Raw genomic sequence first — 18,590 nt, forward strand, 5'->3', positions numbered from 1 at the left:
CAAAGCTTGATTTACCCACTGAACCGCCACTTTTGGGTAGGTGCTGTTGGTGGCTGGCATTCTTGTCTTCCTTTTCATTGTTGGTCTTCTTTTTTAGGTAATTCCATACCTGCGTTAATCAAAATTAGTCTTTTTTGGTCGTCCCATTTCTTACTTCTGTATCTTGCTTGTGAAACCCTGTCTTGATATTTTTTTCTTTCGTCTGCTGTCAGTTTTTCAAATTCTTTTGGGTCTTGATATTTTTTAAATTCTTCAGCTAAATTCTCAAGTGCTTCACGTTCTTTTTGTTTTTGCCATTCCCATTCAACTCCATTTTTAGATAAAACTTCACCTAAAAGTTCTTCTCGTAGTGGGTTGAGATATTTTTTTACCTTACCACGACTTCCGGTCAGTTTTAAAGTGATGTTTTCATTTAACCACTTTCCTAATTTAGTATTTTGATGTGGTATCGTCTTGAAATTATTTTTGTCCTTGTAGTAACTCTCTAATTCAAGTAACTTTTCATACCATCTTTCATCATCAGGTTCACTACCAAGATTTGGAACGTCCCACAAAAAGTTAATGGCTTGCATTTTTTCTTCTTCGTAATCTGTCCAAATTGGTGGTTGATTTCCTTTTCTTCTTTGTTTTTGTTGGGCACACCAAGTACCAAGCGAATAATAAGGATGATTTTTTTCTTTGAACTGAGGAACGTGAGTAACTTCACTTTCAGCGTTGAACATTTTTTTATACTCAAGTAGCTGTTTATACTTGCTGTCCCATATCATTATTCGAGTTCGTTCCCATCCGTCACCGATTGGAAAATCGACATCAATAAGTCGTAAAAGTAAGTCATCAGGCATTGCTTCGTGTCTGATAAGCTCTTTCATTCTCATATACCAACGAAGCAATTCCTTGTCGTCCGTTGTTTTAGTTACTACACCCGATGAACGTACATCACGTTTGTAGACAATGTATCGCTGTAGAAAGTATTCAAAATTGTCATAGTCATTTTGGGTTGCTTCGACAATCTTATCATAATCAGGCGTTTCTGTTGGGTCAAAACCGTCAGTCAAATCAACTTCTGGCAGTTTTACTCTCTTTGTTTTTTTCTTTCCGTTCTCTCCGTCTGTCGGTTGTGTTTCGTCTTTGTTGTTGGAATAAAACTGGTTGTAAAGCAAGTCAGCTTCTTCGTATTCATCAATTAGTTCTCTTGTTAATTTTCGAGTATGTAAGTCTGTGTTTTCTATTAACTTCTTGTAGTATTCTTTGATTTCCCGAATGAGTTTTATTCCTTGCTTGTCGGTCTTTGTATTAAAGTCAAGTTGTATTGATGCTTCGATATTGGTTAAAAAGCCTGAACTTGTCAGGTTTGATGAGCCAATAATTACCCTCGAAAATTTCTCACCTTCAAAAAGAAAAAGTTTTGGATGATAAGTGACATATTCTTCGTCACGGTGATAGATGTATGTTTCTATTTCATTTTCAAGTAGTTTTTCAAGTGCTTCTTTAGATGTTCCTTTATTGTCTACACCAACATAAAACTTTAATGTCTTGAATTTTTCTTTAGAAACTTTAATTGAAGGCAGAATTTTGTCTACACCTGTCAATGCGACAAATGCAACAAACCCAAAAAAATTGTCGAAATACTTGTTCTCAAAAGAGTTCACTAATTGTTTTCCAACATTGTATTGGTTGTTTTCAAGTCCGTGTCCTAAAAATGTTACTTGCATTCTCTATCGTGTCTGTTCGTTATGCTTGCCACCAACGTTACGTTTTGGCGCTTGGCGCAGTGGCGGATTTCGGAGCACAAAACTGTCAATACACCACAAAAGTTGATGCGAGGTAGAATGTTCAATTAACCACTTCACCCGCCATTGAGCCAAACGCCTGTTACCGGCTGGCGTTCTATCATTGCACATATTTCAGAAGTTCTCTAACTAGTCTGAACACAGTCGTTGATGATTCTTCTCTAGCTGGATTTGTATTGTCAAAATGATTGTAATTTCTCTCTGCTCTATCGATTGCAAGTTCAGCTCTTTTTCTGCTCGTTTTGTCGTCTATGCCGTCAAGTAATTCAAAAAAATCTTCTTCAATTAATTTAGTCCCATTGCCATCATAAATTACTTTGAATGGTTTGAGGTGTTCGTTTATTTTATCGTTATAGCTATCTCTGTGCATTCCACCACCTTGATGGTCATTAAAGTGTAATATCAGCCAATATTCGAACGATTGATTTGAATAAGCGACTCCAAAGTTATTGGCTTCTGCTATTTGAATTGCAGAGTTGAAATCATTGTCGTTAAAATCGTCTTTGTCAAAAACACACCAAACTTGGTCATAGTTTCCTTGTTGGGATAAAGCAAGAGCTCTATTCACTAACGAAACGGTATTATAACCTTCACCAACTGATTTGACTTTTGCTGAAGTAATTCTGAATTGATTGAAATATGAGGGTTCGGTATTTTCACCTTCACAAACAATAAGAATAGAAGGTTTTTCTGTTAATTCAGCAATAGGTCTTTCTAGGCTCGGTTCTTTTCTTCGTTGAGCCTTTAATTGTTCTAGGTGCTTTTGCTTAGCTGCTTTTTGTTCAGCTTTTTTGTCCTTCATTTTCATTTTCTGTCAATAAAAATTTTAGGTTATCAAAAAAGCCAAGAAATGGAACTGCACCATATTTTCCCCTGATGTAGTTTTCTTCAAAAGGCTCTGTTTTTCTTACTTCATCTGATTTAAAGTCAGCTAAGGAATAAAGTTTTGCTTCTCCGTATTTATTTTTGTTTGTAAACCAAATTTGGTCTCTTCTGAATAGACCTGAACTTAATAAGTTTGTGTCGTGTGTATTGAAAATCAATTGTGCGTTTTTCCTGTTAAACTCTTTAGAGTTAAAAAGCGAAACGATTTTACAAACCAAATTTGGATGAAGTTTTGAGTCTAGCTCATCAACGACTAGAGTGTAACCGTTCTCAATAACATCGAGAATTGGTCCTGTAAGAGCGAAAAACTTTCTAGTTCCTGACGATTCATCATCTTCTAATGAAAAGCTAATGTTTCCTACTGCTTTTAAATCTTCGTTATATTTTTTATGCTTTGTCAACACGTCAGATACATATTCCTTTTTTTCTTCTCGCACTTCTCTAATTAACTTATCCTTGAGTTCCTTGGGCATTCCCTTTGGAAGGCTTTCAATGTCAAGTTTTTGTAGTTCAATATCTTGAATTCCTAAATCAGCGGCTTTCAATAATTCAAGAATTTTCACTTTGTGTTTAGGGTCTTCTGTTTTACCCATAGTAAAACCTTGGTAGCCTGATTCTTTTAATCCTGATAAGGTTTTAAGTCGTTTGAACCAATCTAAAACATTGATTGCAGTCTTTTCATTGAATTGAGCAGCTACAGAAATTAATAAAGCATTATCTCTAACAAGTCCTTCCTTAACAACAGTATTGCCTTTGGTGAAACTTCGTTCGTGAGTATTGAAGGTGCTTCCTTCTCTGTAAAATAGTTCAACTTCTTTTGTTTTTGGTTTATGATAAAGCCATTCAGATACAATTCTTTCAGTTGTCGCTTCAAAGCCATACCGATAAAGCACATTTTTGTAAACGAAAATGATTTCAAATTCAGATGGTTCGTTTTCTGTCTGTGTACTTAGTTTAAATGGCTCAACTTCAATAATCTCACCTTTTTGGCTCTCCTTAGAACTATTGATTACGAAATATCGCATAAATGCAAATGCATCAAGCAACTTGCTTTTACCACTCGCATTTGCACCATAGATAACTGCACCTTTGAGAAGTCTCAGTCCAAAGTTTTCATTGATTACGATATTTTCGTGTTCTCTGGTGTCTTTGTCATAGTTAGAAGCAATAAGGCTCAAAGTCGCTTTGTCCTTAAATGTCCTAAAGTTTTTAATTGAAAATTGCAGAAGCATCTTTCTGTCTGTTTTTGATTAATTGTCTGCAAAGGTAGTCTTTATTTTGTAATTAAAAGCAAAATAAAAGTTGTTTTTGTTTGTTTTGGCTCGAAAATATGGTTTATATTGCGTTTTTTACGCTTGCCGGTAACTTATATATATGTATGGTTTTACTTCCGTAATACACCCAAAACTGGTTGTATTACGGAAGTTTTGTTTATTTTTCATACAAAGAATAACTTATGAAATAGCTTAAAAACAATTATCTCCAATATCCAATTCCACAGGCATTTTCATATTTAGATTTTAATTCTAAGTAAGTAAATATTTATTGAAAGTCAAAAATTAAAAATGTTTCAATACAAAACAATCATTTGTTTTATATTTAAACAATATTTATATTTATCCCGCTAAACAGCGAAACATAAATTGATATGAACATACAATTGTCACAAAAGCAAATAGGTCAGAGGATAACCGAACTTCGTAAAATGAAAGGGTTGTCTCAGGAAGATTTGGCTAAAAGTGTCAAAATTTCCCGACCGTCTTTGGCTCAAATTGAGTTAGGAAATAGAAGTGTTGATATACTCGAATTGCAAAAACTATCATTGGTTTTAGGGTTTTCATTAGACGATTTTATGTCTAAGGATTTTTCTACAAGTAAAGATGTTGATGTAAAAGAAGAAAAAAAGGTAAAGAAAGAACAAGAGCGTATCTCAGTACCAACCTTACAAGTCAATAAATTTAAAAATGTATTGTTATACATACTTGAACGCTGTGCAGGTAAGCCAAATGTTGGCGAAACGGTTCTTTATAAATTACTCTATTTCTCGGACTTCAACTACTATGAATTGTATGAAGAACATTTAACAGGCGCAAAATATCGCAAGTTACCTTATGGGCCAGTTCCGCAAAAATTAGATATAATCATTGGTCAAATGATTGAAAAAGGTCTGTTGCAAAGAATAAAAACCGAATATCACGGTTATCCTCAAACTCGCTATCTACCTTTAGAAAAAGCAGATTTAACTGAATTAAAGGCAAGTGAAAAAGAAATCATTGACAGGGTAATAGAACAGATGAGTGATTGGTCTGCTGCAATGCTTAGTAACTATTCTCACGGTGATAAACCTTGGAAAGCATCAAAAGATGGTGAGGAAATAAATTATGAATTGGCTTTTTACAGAAGGCCACCTTATTCAATTAGAGTTTATGAAGATGATGAACCATATTGAATTTGATGAACTTTCAGAGTTTAAAAAGGATTTGAAGAATCTTTTAAAAAAATACAGAACACTCAAAGAAGACTTGGAAGTAGTTAAATTGGATTTGAATGACGAACCGGGAGAAAGTCCTCCTTTTAGTTATCGTATTGACAATTTGGGCTTAAAAACATGTATCATAAAGGTTAAAAAAATTGCCTGCAAAGCATTAAAAGGAAGAGGAGTAAATTCAGGTTTGAGATTAATTTATGCTCACTTTCCTGAAGAACAAAAAATTACCTTTATTGAATTGTACCATAAGAATGACAAGGAAAATGAAGACAAAAAAAGAATAACAGATAATTTCAAATAGGTAAATAATGGCAAAAAGGTAAAAATCAATATGTTGTGCCAACCAAAGATGATTTGGGCGTAAAAGGTCAAAGAAACAAGAAGTTTGACTGTAAAAACCAACACTAAAGTAGATGCTTTGAAAATTGGAAAAAAGATTGCAAAAAATCAACAATCTGAATTAACCATTCTGGGTAAAGATGGTAAAATTCAAAATAAAAATAGTTAAGGAAATGACCCATTTCCGCCAAGGATAATAAACATTAAGCTATATACAATTAGCTTTTCATATTTCCATCTCTTTTTGTTTTATAATACCTTCTATATTTATTATGTTTGTTTAACCTTTTCTACAGCAATCTATATCATCAAGAAAATTTATTAACACAAGTCCACGTATAGCCCACCTATACCCCACCTTTTATCCACGTTTTATCCATACTTCCTTCGGTACTTCTCCAAGACTTCTTCGTAACACCTTCGGAAAAATGGGGCTATTTCCCGAACAAGTCTCGAACATGGTACGGAGAAGGTTTAAAGCGGAAGGCTTGTCTTGTCCTGAAAAAACTTTACTTTATTTGGTTAATACTGTTCTGGCTTTACACTGTTTTTTTTATTCCTGCCATCACTTTACATGTTTTACAATCATCATACAGAGCTTGATTTTTATTCTTTTATTTTACCGATTCTTCATACCAGAAGCTTATAATTATTTTAACCACGGAAAGGTCAAAGTTCACAGAGAGCTTATATAAGTCTCCACCCAGCTTTGTGTCCTCTGCGTACTCTGTGGTTGATTTTAAATTCAAAAGGTAAAATTAAAAACTCAAAAACAGGAAAGTCATCACCCAGAACTGGAAACTCAAAACTGGAAACCGACAACTGATTCAAAATTCAAAAGGTAAAATTAAAAACTCAAAAACAGGGAACTCTCCACCCAGAACTGGAAACTCAAAACTGGAAACCGGCAACTGATTCAAAATTCAAAAGGAAAAATTAAAAACTCAAAAACAGGGAACTCTCCACCCAGAACTGGAAACTCAAAACTGGAAACCGGCAACTGATTCAAAATTCAAAAGGAAAAATTAAAAACTCAAAAACAGGAAAGTCATCACCCAGAACTGGAAACTCAAAACTGGAAACCGACAACTGATTCAAAATTCAAAAGGTAAAATTAAAAATTCAAAAACAGGGAACTCTCCACCCAGAACTGGAAACTCAAAACTGGAAACCGGCAACTGATTCAAAATTCAAAAGGAAAAATTAAAAACTCAAAAACAGGAAAGTCATCACCCAGAACTGGAAACTCAAAACTGGAAACCGACAACTGATTCAAAATTCAAAAGGTAAAATTAAAAATTCAAAAACAGGGAACTCTCCACCCAGAACTGGAAACTCAAAACTGGAAACCGACAACTGATTCAAAATTCAAAAGGAAAAATTAAAAATTAAAAAATAAGAAACTAATCAAAATCTATCAATCTCTCATTCAAAAATCAATCAATCAAAAAAGCTAAACGCGGAAAGCTTCAATCAATTATTCTCTGATTCAAAATTCAAAATTCAAAAGGAAAAATTAAAAATTAAAAAATAAGAAACTAATCAAAATCTATCAATCTCTCATTCAAAAATCAATTAATAACACTAACCACCCAGAACTGGAAACCGGCAACTAACAACTAACAAACCAACAAACTAACCACCTAACCAACAAACTAACAAACCAACCACCTAACCAACTAACCACCCAACCACCTACATATTTACATCCTCCTGACTACACACATTCTGCTCATCAAAAAATAAAAAATTATCTTTGCAGCCAGAAATAATTAAAAATGAGTAAACACGGAAGAATATTAGTAGCCATGAGTGGTGGTGTGGATAGTTCTGTTGCCGCAGTAATGCTACATGAACAAGGGTATGAGGTGATTGGCTTAACCATGAAAACGTGGGACTATGCTTCTTCTGGTGCTAATTCTAAGGAAACCGGCTGTTGCAGCTTAGATTCTATCAATGATGCCCGCTCTTTAGCCGTAGGATATGGTTTTCCGCATTATATTTTAGATATCAGAAACGAGTTTGGCGATTTCGTGATTGATAATTTTGTGGATGAATACCTGGCTGGCCGTACACCAAACCCTTGTGTACTTTGCAATACGCACATCAAATGGGAAGCTTTACTTAAAAGAGCAGATAAACTAGATTGCGAATTTATTGCCACAGGTCATTATGCTAATATCCGTCTGCAAGACAATGGCAGGTATGTTATTTCTAAAGGTAAAGACGAAAATAAAGATCAATCTTATGTTTTATGGGGCGTTTCTCAAGAAAATTTAGCTCGTACTAAATTCCCATTAGGTTCTTTTACCAAAGCAGAAATTAGACAAATGGCTTTAGATATGGGCCAAGAGGAATTAGCAAAAAAAGGCGAAAGCTATGAGATTTGCTTTGTTCCGGATAACGATTACAGAGCCTTTTTAAAACACCGTGTACCAGCTCTAGAGCAAGATGTTGATGGTGGCGATTTTGTTTTAACCAATGGCACCAAAGTGGGTAAACACAAAGGCTATCCTTTTTACACCATAGGGCAAAGAAAAGGTTTGGGCGTTGCTTTTGGTAAACCTATGTACGTTACCCAAATTTTACCAGAGAGTAATACTGTTGTTTTAGGCGAGGAAGAAGAACTACAAAAACAGAAGCCAGCGTAAGAAATTTAAACTTGGTGAAATATGCGGCTATTCCTGAACCTTTAGAAGCGATTACCAAAATCAGATATAAAGATGCTGGTACTTTTAGTCATATCCACCAAGAAGGTAATATCATGAAAGTAAACTTTCACCATGCTGTTTCTGGTATTGCACCGGGGCAATCGGCAGTTTTTTATGAAGGTAATGATTTGCTAGGCGGTGGTTTTTTAATGTAATTCTATTAAATTAGATGCATGAAAAAATTAGGCTATGCAGTTTTAATATTTGTGGTGATGCTTGCTTCAAGCTGTACCAAAGAAAAAAATGCTGCTCCTAAATCTTTTCAGTACGAGTATTACCCCCTAGCTAAAACTAAAGTATGGGTTTACGATGTAGACTCTACCCATATTGACAAATTCAATAATTCGAGGGTGACCAATTTCAAGTTTCAAATAAAAGATTCTATTGCCGATTTTTTCATTGGCCTTAGTGGAGATACTATTTTTAGGGTAGAGCGTTACAAAAAACAAAATAACAGCAATATTTGGGTTTTCCAGAAAAGCATAGCCAGAAGCAAAAGCATCAGAGCGGCAGAAGAAACCTTAGATAACCAAACTTTTGTAAGACTTATTTTTCCACCAGAATTTGGAGCACAATGGAACGGCAATAGCCGAAATAATATAGGCGAACAAAGCTATACCATTACAGATTTTGAAGTAGCAAAAGAAGTAAATGGCATAAATTATCCCACAACACTTTCAATAACTCAAATAGACGTAAACAACCTCATAGAAGAAGATTTTGCTACAGAGACTTATGCTAAAGACATTGGCTTGATTTACAAAGAAGTTAAGAATATAGAGAAAGATATTTCCTCTGGAAGAATTTTAGATGGCTTTATATATTCTTTTAAATTGAGAGCCAACAATTAGTCAAAAATCCTGTTTCTATAAATAATTTAATGTGTTTTTAATCCTTTTTTTTGGGATAAAACATATATTATCCTTTATTTGCGGTAAAATCAATTTTTAATGGCGAAAAACTTACTGATTGTAGAGTCTCCGGCGAAAGCCAAAACTATAGAAGGATATTTAGGTAAAGACTTCCTGGTGAAATCCAGTTATGGCCATATCCGTGATTTGAAGAAAGATGATGGAGCAATTGAAGTTGATAACGATTTTAAACAGCACTATGAAATTCCTGCCGATAAAAAACAGGTCGTAGCCGAGTTGAAGAAGTTAGCAAAAGAAGCAGAAATGATTTGGCTAGCATCCGATGAGGACCGCGAGGGAGAAGCTATTGCATGGCATTTGTATGATTCATTAGGATTAAAAGAAAGCAATACCAAACGTATTGTCTTTCATGAGATTACCAAACCTGCTATTTTAAAAGCTATAGAAAACCCAAGAACTATTGATTATAATTTAGTAAATGCCCAACAGGCCAGACGTGTTTTAGACCGTTTAGTTGGTTTTGAGCTTTCTCCGGTACTTTGGAAAAAAGTGAAGCCTTCCCTTTCGGCTGGTAGGGTGCAATCTGTAGCGGTAAGATTAATTGTTGATAGAGAAAGAGAAATCAACCATTTCACGGCAGAATCTGCTTATAAGATTATCGCTATCTTCTCTACAGGTAAAGCAAAAGAAATTTTTAAGGCAGAACTGCCTCAACGATATGCCAATAAAGACGAGGCAGAGCAGTTTTTAAAAGATTGTATTGGTGCTGGTTTTAAAGTTAATTCTTTAGATACCAAGCCAACCAAAAGAAATCCGGCTCCGCCTTTTACCACCTCTACCCTACAACAAGAGGCTAGTAGAAAGCTAGGTTTTTCGGTTTCAAGAACTATGACAGTGGCTCAGAAACTATATGAAACCGGAAAAATCACTTATATGAGAACCGATTCTGTTAACCTTTCTGATACTGCTATTGAAGCTGCAGAAAGAGAAATTAACAGCGCATACGGTAATAAATATCATTTTAAAAGAACGTTTAAGACAAAATCTGCCGGAGCGCAGGAAGCTCACGAAGCTATCAGACCTACCCATTTTGAATGGCATAGTATTGATGGTGATGCCAGCGAAAAACGTTTGTACGAATTGATTTGGAAAAGAGCCATTGCCTCTCAAATGAGTGAAGCTCAGTTTGAAAAAACTACAGCTAAAATCAATATCTCCTCACGTAAAGAAGATTTAACAGCCAATGGCGAGGTGATGAAATTTGACGGTTTCTTAAAAGTATACCTAGAATCTGAAGATGAGGAAAGTGATGCCCATTTAGAGGATGAAAATAATGCTATTTTACCTCCGCTAAGCGTTAACCAAAGCTTAGAATTGGTAGAAATGAACGCTACAGAGCGCTTTAGCAGACCTCCTGCAAGGTATACCGAAGCTTCTTTAGTAAAGAAACTAGAAGAATTGGGTATTGGCAGACCATCTACTTATGCCCCAACCATTTCTACCATACAAAACCGTGGTTATGTAGTAAGAGAAGACCGCGAAGGAAAAAGTAGAAGTTATGGTGTTTACACCCTTAAAAACGATAAAATTGTTAATGCTACCAAATCTGAAGTTACCGGAACTGAAAAAGGGAAGCTTTTCCCTACAGATATTGGTGCAGTAGTAAACGACTTTTTAGTAGAACACTTTAAAGATATTGTTGACTTTAACTTTACTGCTTCTGTTGAGAAACAATTTGATGAAATTGCTAATGGCTTAAAAGAGTGGACTAAAATGCTTCACAATTTTTACAAGCCTTTCCATACAGAAGTTGAGGATACTTTAAAAAATGCCGAGAGAGCTAGCGGTGAGCGCCTTTTAGGAACAGACCCTGCTACAGGTAAAAATGTTTATACCCGTATTGGTAAGTTTGGCCCTATGGTGCAAATTGGCGAAGCAGAGGATGAAGAAAAACCTCGTTACGCCAGCTTGTTAAAAGCACAATCTGTAGAAACGCTTACTTTAAAAGACGCTTTAGAACTCTTTAAACTACCTTTTTCTTTAGAAGATTATGATGGTAAAGAAGTTGCCGTTGGTGTTGGCAGATTTGGGCCTTATGTTAAATGGGGAGAAACTTTTATCTCTCTACCTAAAAATGAAGATCCGTTAACGGTAAACCAAGAAAGAGCTATTGCCATTATTCAGGAAAAACTACATACAGATGCCCCTGTAGCGCAATACAGAAATCTGCCTGTAACCAAAGGTAAAGGCAGATTTGGACCATTCATCAAATGGAATGATTTATATATCAATATCCCGGTAAGGTATAATTTTGATAACTTAAGTCAGCAAGATATTGAAGAGCTGATTGGTGCTAAAATGGAGAAAGAAGCTAACCGTTACATACAGCAATGGGAAAGCGAGAAAATTGCCATTGAAAACGGCCGTTGGGGACCATTCATCCGCTTTGGCAAACAAATGTTAAAGTTAGGAAAAAACGCAGCTACCAACCAGAAATTTACGGCAGAAGATTTAGCAGCTATCTCTTTAGAAGATGTTAAAAAACTTATTACCGAGCAAATACCTGATGCTTTTGAGCCTAAAACAAAAAAAGCTACCAAAAAAGCTCCTGCAAAGAAGGCGGTAGCGAAGAAAAAGTAATATGAAAAAAGATTTACCAGAAAATCTGGTTGAAGATATTTTTATTGCAGTAGTGCTAGAAAATGAAACTCCTCATGCAAAATCATGGGGAGTTTATTTGATTAACCTCAAAGAAACAGCTATAGAAACCATTTTAGTAACTTCTAAAGGTTACGGTGAGCGTAATGGCGAAGAAGTTAAAACTTCTGTTTTAAGACATATGATTCCTACTTTAGAAGCCAAAAGCTTTGCTAAAATTGAAATGATAGACGAAGAAGTTTTTGGTTTAAGTAATGAATATTGGCTTTCTTACTATTTAGGTAAAGATATTTACGACAAGAAATTCATTTTCTTACCAGAAAGTATTGTGGAGTCTAACTTTATCAAAATCCCATTGGTTAATATGCCAGGGGTAATGATTGGGGCATAACCTTGCTCCTTTCCTACCATTTTATCTTCTCAAAAAAAATAACAATTAAGCTGAATAGATTAACTATTGAGCTTAATTGTCTTAACTAAATTTCTTGTTACTTGCAGGTATCAATGATGAATTGATGACATCGGGCTAAACCGATACTCTCTCCTCTTTATTTAATTGGCTACATCCCGGTTTAGTTCTTAACCCGGGATTTTTTTATTTTAGTAAAATCGATAAACAAGAAAACCTATGTTAGCTCAATTAGATTTACAAAACCTTTTAGTTTTAGATATAGAAACGGCTCCTCAGTACCCAAATTTTCATGAATTACCAGAAAACTTACAGTTACTTTGGGATAAAAAGACCCAATTTCAGCGTAAGCAAGATGAAAGTCCGGCTGAGTTTTACCCAAGAGCAGGTATCTGGGCCGAGTTTGGTAAAATCATTTGCATATCTGTAGGTGTTTTTAAATCTGATAGGCAATTACGTGTTAAATCTTTTTGTTGTGATGATGAAGTAGAAATTTTAAGAGATTTTATTCATCTTTTAAACAACCAGCCTAGCAACTTAATCCTTGGCGCTCATAATGGTAAAGAGTTTGATTTCCCATATCTATGCAGAAGAATGCTCATAAACGGTCTTTCTATACCCACTCAGCTTCAAATTGCGGGTAAAAAGCCTTGGGAAATTAACCATTTAGACACCCTAGAACTATGGAAATTTGGTGATTATAAGAACTATACTTCTTTAGCTCTTTTAGCTGCTATATTCAACATCCCAACACCTAAAGACGATATAGATGGCAGCATGGTTGGTGATGTTTATTGGAAAGAGAAAAACTTAGAAAGGATAAGTACTTACTGCCAAAAAGATGTAATCACCACAGCTCGTTTAATCCAAAAATTTAAAGGAATGGACATGGTAAAAGACGAGCAGATCACTATTGTAGCATAGAATTTTAAATTGCTAGCCCCATAAGGTTTAGAAATTCGGAAAAAATTATAACCTTTAGGCAGAAAAATCATTATGGCATTAAATTACGTTTGGATAGCATTCTTCCTGATTTCTTTTGTGGTTGCTTGTATAAAGCTTTTTTTCTTTGGCGATACCACCATTTTTACCAATGTGATGAACGGAATGTTTGAGAGTGCTAAAACCGGCGGAGAAATATCTTTAGGTTTAATTGGTATCATGACGTTTTGGTTGGGTATCATGAAAATTGGAGAAAAAGCAGGTATGATTACCTTATTTGCTAAAGGGGTAAATCCTTTCTTCAGCAAATTATTTCCTGGTGTACCTAAAAATCATCCGGCCAACGGCTCCATCATCATGAATTTTTCTGCCAATATGCTCGGCTTAGACAATGCTGCTACGCCAGTAGGCCTTAAAGCCATGCAAGAACTGCAAGAAATTAACCCTGATAAAAACACAGCTACCAATGCCCAAATTATGTTTTTGGTATTAAATACAGCTGGTATCACTTTAATTCCTACCTCAGTTATCGCCTTAAGGTTGGCCAATGGTGCTGCTAACCCAGCAGATATTTTTATCCCTTCTTTAATAGGTACTTTTATTTCTTTTATCTCGGGGATGATAGCCGTAGCCATTTATCAGAAAATAAACCTCTTTAAACTACCCGTATTATTATTTTTAGGCTTTTTTGTTGGCTTAATGGCTGCTTTATATTTTGGCTTAAACGGCTTGCCTCCTAAAGAAATAGAAAGTATTGCTGGCTTAATTGGCGGCTTGTTAATTTTCTCTATCATCATGCTTTTTATTGGTTATGGGGCTGTTAAAAAATTAATGTTTACGATGCTTTTATAGACGGCGCTAAAGAAGGTTTTTCTACTGCCGTGATGATTATCCCTTTCTTGATAGCCATTTTAGTAGCCATTAGCGCTTTTAGAAATACGGGTTGTATGGATTATCTGGTAAACGGAATTGGAAGCTTAGTTGCCCTTGCTGGCCTAGATACTTCTTTTGTACCTGCATTGCCTGTAGGCTTAATGAAAACCCTAAGTGGTGGCGGTGCCAGAGGCTTAATGGTAGATGTGATGACTACCTACGGCGCTGATTCTTTTCAAGGAAGATTAGCCAGTATTATACAAGGTTCATCAGAAACTACTTTTTATGTGTTAGCGGTATATTTTGGCTCGGTTGGGATAAAAAATACCAGACATGCTCTTGTTTGCGGCCTAATTGCAGATTTGGTAGGTCTTATTGCCGCTATATTTTTAGCTTACATATTTTTCGGATCATAAATTATACATATAAATGAAAAAACGTCTCGCTCTTATTGCCCATGATGGAAGAAAAGCAGAAATGGTAGCTTTTGTAAAAGATTTTAAAGAAATTTTAGCAGAAATGGATTTGGTTGCAACCGGTACTACCGGCGGACATATAGAAAGAACTGGTCTTACGGTAACTAAAAAGCTAAGCGGCCCCAATGGTGGCGATGCTCAAATTGCTGCTATGGCTGCCGAAGGTATGTTAGACTGTATTTTATTCTTTAGAGACCCGCTAGGCAAGCATCCACATGAACCAGATGTACAAATGCTTTTGAGAATTTGCGATGTACACAATGTGCCTTTGGCTACTAACCCTGCAACAGCAAAGTTCTTGCTTTTAGGTATTCAATAAACTTAAAAAGCTTTTTATTCTTTATATCCTGTGAAAGCCAAAAGCTTTGGAACAGTAATTGCAAACCTTGGTAAACATCTAATTTAAAATACCATGGAAACAATTGCAATGACAACAGAAATTCTGAATGATTTAGTACAAATCAATAACGACAGAATTGTGGGCTATGAAAGAGCCATTAAAGAATTAAAAGACGAAGATGCCGATTTAAAAATTTTATTTGCTGACATGATTAGAGAAAGTCATCGTTATAAAATGGCTTTAGCTACAGAATTAAGCGTATTAGGCGCTGATGTAGAAAGCGATACCACCACAAGTGGTAAAATTTACAGAGCTTGGATGGATGTTAAAGCTGCCTTTACCGGGCATGATAGAAAATCTATTTTAGCTAGCTGTGAGTTTGGTGAAGATGCTGCCCAGAAAGCTTATGAAACTGCTATCAACGAAGAGGATTTACCTAGTCATATCATGACCATGATTTCTGAGCAAAAGCAATCTCTAAGGTTATCTCATGATCAAATTAAAGCTTTAAGAAATCAACAAATTGATTAGTATTTGCTGATTAAAAGAAAGAGGCTGTCTCAAAAATCTTATTTGTCAAATCGACCATAGTCGACATGTTCTCTGATATATTCAGAAAAAGCATTGACTCAGCCTGGCAAAGAGCGATGATTTGAGACAACCTCTCTTGTTTTTAATCTATTTCAAAAACAATTCTATAACAGGAATTTCTGTATTTGGAGCTTGTACCGGTAATTCTAAAATAACATCATTTTCGCTAACCATTTCTGTTGTATGGCCTCCTGGTTTTATATCTTGCTTAAATTTGATTTCGGAACCATCATTTAATAACTGTGCATAAGAGAATTTATCTTTAAAATTCTTAAGATGTAAAGATTTGAAAGGCCATTGCAACACGTGAATGTATAATCGTTTAGTTTTTTCATTATAAGTTAACAAGCAATTAGCAGGCTTCTCAAAAGTTTCTGGTGCTTGCGTACAACCATAAATGGCTCTGCTATTGTATTTCATCCATTTGCCTATACCTTCTAAACGCTCATCTGCCCTATCATCAAACATTCCTCTGGCAGTTGGACCAACATTTAATAACAAATTGCCTCCTTTACTTACGGTTTCTATCAGCATGGCTATAAGCTGTCTGTTAGATTTCCATGAATATTCATCTCTGAAATATCCCCATGAACCAGAAAAAGTTTGGCAAGTTTCCCAAGGAACTTGTACACCATTTACGGTAGGCCATTTGGTTGGCATAAATTGTTCTGGCGTTTTATAATCCCATCCTGTTGGCGTATTGTTTAAATCTAAACGGTCATTAACAATAATATTTGGTTGTAATTTTCTGGTAAGCGCTAGTAATGCTTGCGAATCCCAATCATCTTTTCCTTTTCCGTTAACACCAGGGTATGAATAATCATAAAATATCAAATCTATTTTACCGTAATTGGTTAAAAGCTCAGTTACTTGATTTTTAAGATATTGTTGGTATTTTTTGATGTCTCTTTTCTGGTTAAGCTCTTCTATATTTTTTGCTTGACTTAATGGATGAATCCTGTCTATAGGAAAATCCGGATGATGCCAATCTATCAAAGAATAATAAAAACCAACTTTTAAACCTTGAGAGCGCAACTCTTCTACAAAAGGCTTTAGTAAATCTTTACCAATAGGTGTATTGGTAGCTTTATAATCGGTATATTTTGAATCCCAAAGGCAAAATCCTTCATGGTGTTTGGTGGTAATAACCACATATTTCATTCCGGCTTCTTTAGCTTTCCTCACCCACTCTTTAGGGTCATACATATCAGGATTAAACACTTCAAAATACTTCCTGTATTGCTCGGCATCCATTTTTTCTCGGCTCTGCACCCATTCATGTCTAGCAGCAGAAGCATATAAACCCCAATGAATAAACATCCCAAAACGGGCATTTGTCCACCATTTTAATCGTTCTTCTTTTGCTTGTGGTGTTTCTGTTGCAGTAATTGCCTTTGCAGATTGGGCTTGAAGTGCACCCATATTAAGGCTAAATAAAAAAACTGCACCTAAGCAGTAATTGATAAAAGTTCTTTTCATTATTTAAAATTGGTTTGGTTGAGTTTTACTTTGGTTGTTAAAACTGATGTAATTTATGGAAATAATTTTATTAATGATAGGATTTAAATGCAACAGTAATTATTAAACTGGCTATAAATAGGTATCAAAATTAAGAGGTTTTTTAGGCGTTTTGATATTAAAACATAGCCAAATTCTTTCTTATAGGAAGTAAGTTTTTAGGGTATAAACATTTTAATCCCTTAAAGTTCAATAGCTTCTAAAAAAAGGTAAAAATCATTTGCATGGTATAGCTTAGAAAGCTATCTTTGCACAACTTTCAAGAAAACGGTAAAACGAAGAAGAAAGTATGATTCCGTAGCTCAGCTGGTAGAGCATTACACTTTTAATGTAGTGGTCCTGGGTTCGAATCCCAGCGGGATCACCAGAAAATACACAAGCCTCAGCAAGTGAGGCTTTTTTTAATAAATCAAGAAACTGATTCCGTAGCTCAGCTGGTAGAGCATTACACTTTTAATGTAGTGGTCCTGGGTTCGAATCCCAGCGGGATCACCAAAATTAAAGCTTCTCTTATAGGGAAGCTTTTTTGGTTTATAGGCGGTTTATCATCCCTATCAAAATCACTTACAATTTCCTTCTTTTAAACCCTTAGCAGCCTCAATCTTAAATAATAAAACAAGCCTAAGCCAGCAAAAAGTACAGATATTATAAAAAGTAAATCCTGATAATAAGGAATAACAACTGCGTAAAGACCTAAAAAAGGCTGCAAAAAAAGTAGAAATACATAAGCAAAGCTCAATAGCAGATAAAACCTATTGAGTAATTCTGTCTGTATAGTTTTTAAGATTAATTGATGAAAGAGCACCGGAGTTATACATCCTAAAGTTATAAGGTGTAAATAACCAATAATTAAGTTTCTTTGAGACGCTACCCAAGAGGAAACCTCTGGCAAACAAATGATCACTTGAAAAAGTACTTTGAGAGATATCGCCAACACTACAAAATTGATGGAATAAGGTAATTTAGCTGTTCTTTTACGCAGCTTAAATAGCATAACAAACCAACTTATAGCATGCAATAAGGCGCTTAAAAAAGCGATGATATAAACATACTGAAGGGGCTTTGCCCATAATGTAAAAATGAAAAACAAAGGCAACGTAGAGCCTATAAATAACTTTAACCAGGTAGAAATGGGCTGATGGTTTTGATCTTTCAAAAACTCAAGAGCAATTAATCCTAATGCGGCTAACAACATCCAGCCGTTAAGCTGAAAGTGCAAATAAAAATAGATAGCGTTTTGATAAACAACTCCGCTATAGCCTAATACTTTTAAAAAACCTAAAGCAAAAGGACCAACAGAAGATAATATCAAGAACCAAATACTAGCTTTAATTAATTGTTTTGATACCAGCTGACCCATTTGCCGCAGCCGCCCTAATACCACATAAGCAAACCAATAAGTAACAAATAAGAATAAGGTAGACAAAATGATAGAAATAAGCTTATAGCCTTGTATGGAGAAACTAACAAGCATCCCGTAAGAAGAAAGAATAGTTAAAAGTGCTATCCAAGAAAAAGATTTTTGATGCTGTACAGGTAGTTTATTGGCGAAGATTAAAACAAAAGCTAGAAAAACCCATCCAGCGAAAGCGAAATGAGAATGTGCATGTAAAATATTCATGTAGTTTAGCTGGGGTATAGAGAAACTAATCATGTACCTCAGAACGACACCAAATAATGCCAAAACCACAAAATTGA

14 protein-coding genes, 2 tRNA genes and 2 pseudogenes are annotated in these 18,590 nt (G+C 35.1%); 13 read left to right on the forward strand and 5 right to left on the reverse strand.

Annotated elements, in window-relative coordinates:
• Positions 1-74: 74 nt before the first annotated feature.
• From FYC62_RS07675 to FYC62_RS07685, 3 genes are all read right to left on the reverse strand, one after another.
• Complete coding sequence (locus FYC62_RS07675; RefSeq protein ID WP_149074535.1) at positions 75-1,712, reverse strand: phospholipase D-like domain-containing protein; 1,638 nt, start codon at positions 1,710-1,712, stop codon at positions 75-77.
• A 178-nt stretch (positions 1,713-1,890) separates the two neighbouring features.
• Positions 1,891-2,598 carry an RloB family protein gene (locus FYC62_RS07680; protein WP_149074536.1) on the reverse strand — a complete coding sequence of 236 codons (708 nt, stop codon included), beginning with the start codon at positions 2,596-2,598 and terminating at the stop codon, positions 1,891-1,893.
• The gene (locus tag FYC62_RS07685) at positions 2,573-3,907 is read right to left on the reverse strand and encodes an AAA family ATPase (RefSeq protein WP_149074537.1); all 1,335 of its coding nucleotides are present in this window, start codon (positions 3,905-3,907) and stop codon (positions 2,573-2,575) included. The genes FYC62_RS07680 and FYC62_RS07685 overlap by 26 nt, the downstream gene beginning before the upstream one ends.
• A gap of 416 nt (positions 3,908-4,323) precedes the next feature.
• On the opposite strand from FYC62_RS07685, the gene FYC62_RS07690 reads away from it, so the two are divergent.
• From FYC62_RS07690 to FYC62_RS07740, 11 genes and pseudogenes are all read left to right on the forward strand, one after another.
• Positions 4,324-5,124 (forward strand): type II toxin-antitoxin system antitoxin SocA domain-containing protein, encoded by an 801-nt coding sequence (locus FYC62_RS07690; protein WP_149074538.1) that lies wholly within the window; start codon positions 4,324-4,326, stop codon positions 5,122-5,124.
• Positions 5,108-5,464 (forward strand): hypothetical protein, encoded by a 357-nt coding sequence (locus FYC62_RS07695; RefSeq protein WP_149074539.1) that lies wholly within the window; start codon positions 5,108-5,110, stop codon positions 5,462-5,464. The genes FYC62_RS07690 and FYC62_RS07695 overlap by 17 nt, the downstream gene beginning before the upstream one ends.
• An 84-nt stretch (positions 5,465-5,548) precedes the next feature.
• Entirely contained in the window at positions 5,549-5,671 is a 123-nt protein-coding gene (locus FYC62_RS07700) for a DUF2188 domain-containing protein (protein ID WP_149074540.1), read from the forward strand.
• Between the two features lie 1,609 nt (positions 5,672-7,280).
• Positions 7,281-8,368, forward strand: a pseudogene (gene mnmA, locus FYC62_RS07705) (tRNA 2-thiouridine(34) synthase MnmA).
• Between the two features lie 18 nt (positions 8,369-8,386).
• Complete coding sequence (locus tag FYC62_RS07710; RefSeq protein ID WP_149074541.1) at positions 8,387-9,064, forward strand: hypothetical protein; 678 nt, start codon at positions 8,387-8,389, stop codon at positions 9,062-9,064.
• Between the two features lie 99 nt (positions 9,065-9,163).
• Positions 9,164-11,725, forward strand: a complete 2,562-nt coding sequence (topA, locus tag FYC62_RS07715; RefSeq protein ID WP_149074542.1) for a type I DNA topoisomerase — start codon at positions 9,164-9,166, stop codon at positions 11,723-11,725.
• A 1-nt stretch (position 11,726) separates the two neighbouring features.
• Positions 11,727-12,134: a hypothetical protein gene (locus FYC62_RS07720; protein WP_039447263.1), complete on the forward strand. Its 408-nt coding sequence runs from the start codon at positions 11,727-11,729 to the stop codon at positions 12,132-12,134.
• Positions 12,135-12,371: 237 nt separating this feature from the next.
• The gene (locus tag FYC62_RS07725; protein WP_149074543.1) at positions 12,372-13,076 is read left to right on the forward strand and encodes a 3'-5' exonuclease; all 705 of its coding nucleotides are present in this window, start codon (positions 12,372-12,374) and stop codon (positions 13,074-13,076) included.
• Positions 13,077-13,148: 72 nt separating this feature from the next.
• A pseudogene (locus tag FYC62_RS07730) lies at positions 13,149-14,383 on the forward strand (nucleoside recognition domain-containing protein).
• 13 nt (positions 14,384-14,396) lie between these two features.
• Positions 14,397-14,762, forward strand: a complete 366-nt coding sequence (locus tag FYC62_RS07735; RefSeq protein WP_039447270.1) for a methylglyoxal synthase — start codon at positions 14,397-14,399, stop codon at positions 14,760-14,762.
• Between the two features lie 93 nt (positions 14,763-14,855).
• Positions 14,856-15,314 (forward strand): PA2169 family four-helix-bundle protein, encoded by a 459-nt coding sequence (locus tag FYC62_RS07740; protein WP_039447272.1) that lies wholly within the window; start codon positions 14,856-14,858, stop codon positions 15,312-15,314.
• Between the two features lie 147 nt (positions 15,315-15,461).
• Here FYC62_RS07740 and FYC62_RS07745 read toward each other — a convergent pair whose 3' ends face one another.
• A complete protein-coding gene (locus FYC62_RS07745) occupies positions 15,462-16,853 on the reverse strand; it encodes an alpha-L-fucosidase (protein WP_240534858.1) in 1,392 nt (463 codons plus the stop codon).
• Between the two features lie 330 nt (positions 16,854-17,183).
• Between FYC62_RS07745 and FYC62_RS07750 the strand changes: the two genes are divergently transcribed.
• Together FYC62_RS07750 and FYC62_RS07755 are read left to right on the forward strand one after the other, a co-directional pair.
• A tRNA-Lys gene (locus tag FYC62_RS07750) sits at positions 17,184-17,259 on the forward strand.
• Positions 17,260-17,311: 52 nt separating this feature from the next.
• Positions 17,312-17,387 (forward strand) — tRNA-Lys (locus tag FYC62_RS07755).
• Positions 17,388-17,472: 85 nt separating this feature from the next.
• On the opposite strand, the gene FYC62_RS07760 is transcribed toward FYC62_RS07755, so the two are convergent.
• Positions 17,473-18,513: a hypothetical protein gene (locus FYC62_RS07760; RefSeq protein ID WP_149074544.1), complete on the reverse strand. Its 1,041-nt coding sequence runs from the start codon at positions 18,511-18,513 to the stop codon at positions 17,473-17,475.
• Between the last annotated feature and the right edge of the window lie 77 nt (positions 18,514-18,590).

Source organism: Pedobacter aquae, from assembly GCF_008195825.1.
GTDB lineage: Bacteria > Bacteroidota > Bacteroidia > Sphingobacteriales > Sphingobacteriaceae > Pseudopedobacter > Pseudopedobacter aquae.

Bases quoted from the DNA above. Each gene is read 5' to 3' on its own strand.
- FYC62_RS07690 (WP_149074538.1), top strand. From the start codon at position 4,324: ATGAACATACAATTGTCACAAAAGCAAATAGGTCAGAGGATAACCGAA.
- FYC62_RS07685 (WP_149074537.1), bottom strand. From the start codon at position 3,907: ATGCTTCTGCAATTTTCAATTAAAAACTTTAGGACATTTAAGGACAAA.
- FYC62_RS07675 (WP_149074535.1), bottom strand. From the start codon at position 1,712: ATGCAAGTAACATTTTTAGGACACGGACTTGAAAACAACCAATACAAT.
- FYC62_RS07720 (WP_039447263.1), top strand. From the start codon at position 11,727: ATGAAAAAAGATTTACCAGAAAATCTGGTTGAAGATATTTTTATTGCA.
- FYC62_RS07745 (WP_240534858.1), bottom strand. From the start codon at position 16,853: ATGAAAAGAACTTTTATCAATTACTGCTTAGGTGCAGTTTTTTTATTT.
- FYC62_RS07760 (WP_149074544.1), bottom strand. From the start codon at position 18,513: ATGAATATTTTACATGCACATTCTCATTTCGCTTTCGCTGGATGGGTT.
- topA (WP_149074542.1), top strand. From the start codon at position 9,164: ATGGCGAAAAACTTACTGATTGTAGAGTCTCCGGCGAAAGCCAAAACT.
- FYC62_RS07735 (WP_039447270.1), top strand. From the start codon at position 14,397: ATGAAAAAACGTCTCGCTCTTATTGCCCATGATGGAAGAAAAGCAGAA.
- FYC62_RS07740 (WP_039447272.1), top strand. From the start codon at position 14,856: ATGGAAACAATTGCAATGACAACAGAAATTCTGAATGATTTAGTACAA.
- FYC62_RS07680 (WP_149074536.1), bottom strand. From the start codon at position 2,598: ATGAAAATGAAGGACAAAAAAGCTGAACAAAAAGCAGCTAAGCAAAAG.
- FYC62_RS07695 (WP_149074539.1), top strand. From the start codon at position 5,108: ATGATGAACCATATTGAATTTGATGAACTTTCAGAGTTTAAAAAGGAT.
- FYC62_RS07725 (WP_149074543.1), top strand. From the start codon at position 12,372: ATGTTAGCTCAATTAGATTTACAAAACCTTTTAGTTTTAGATATAGAA.
- FYC62_RS07710 (WP_149074541.1), top strand. From the start codon at position 8,387: ATGAAAAAATTAGGCTATGCAGTTTTAATATTTGTGGTGATGCTTGCT.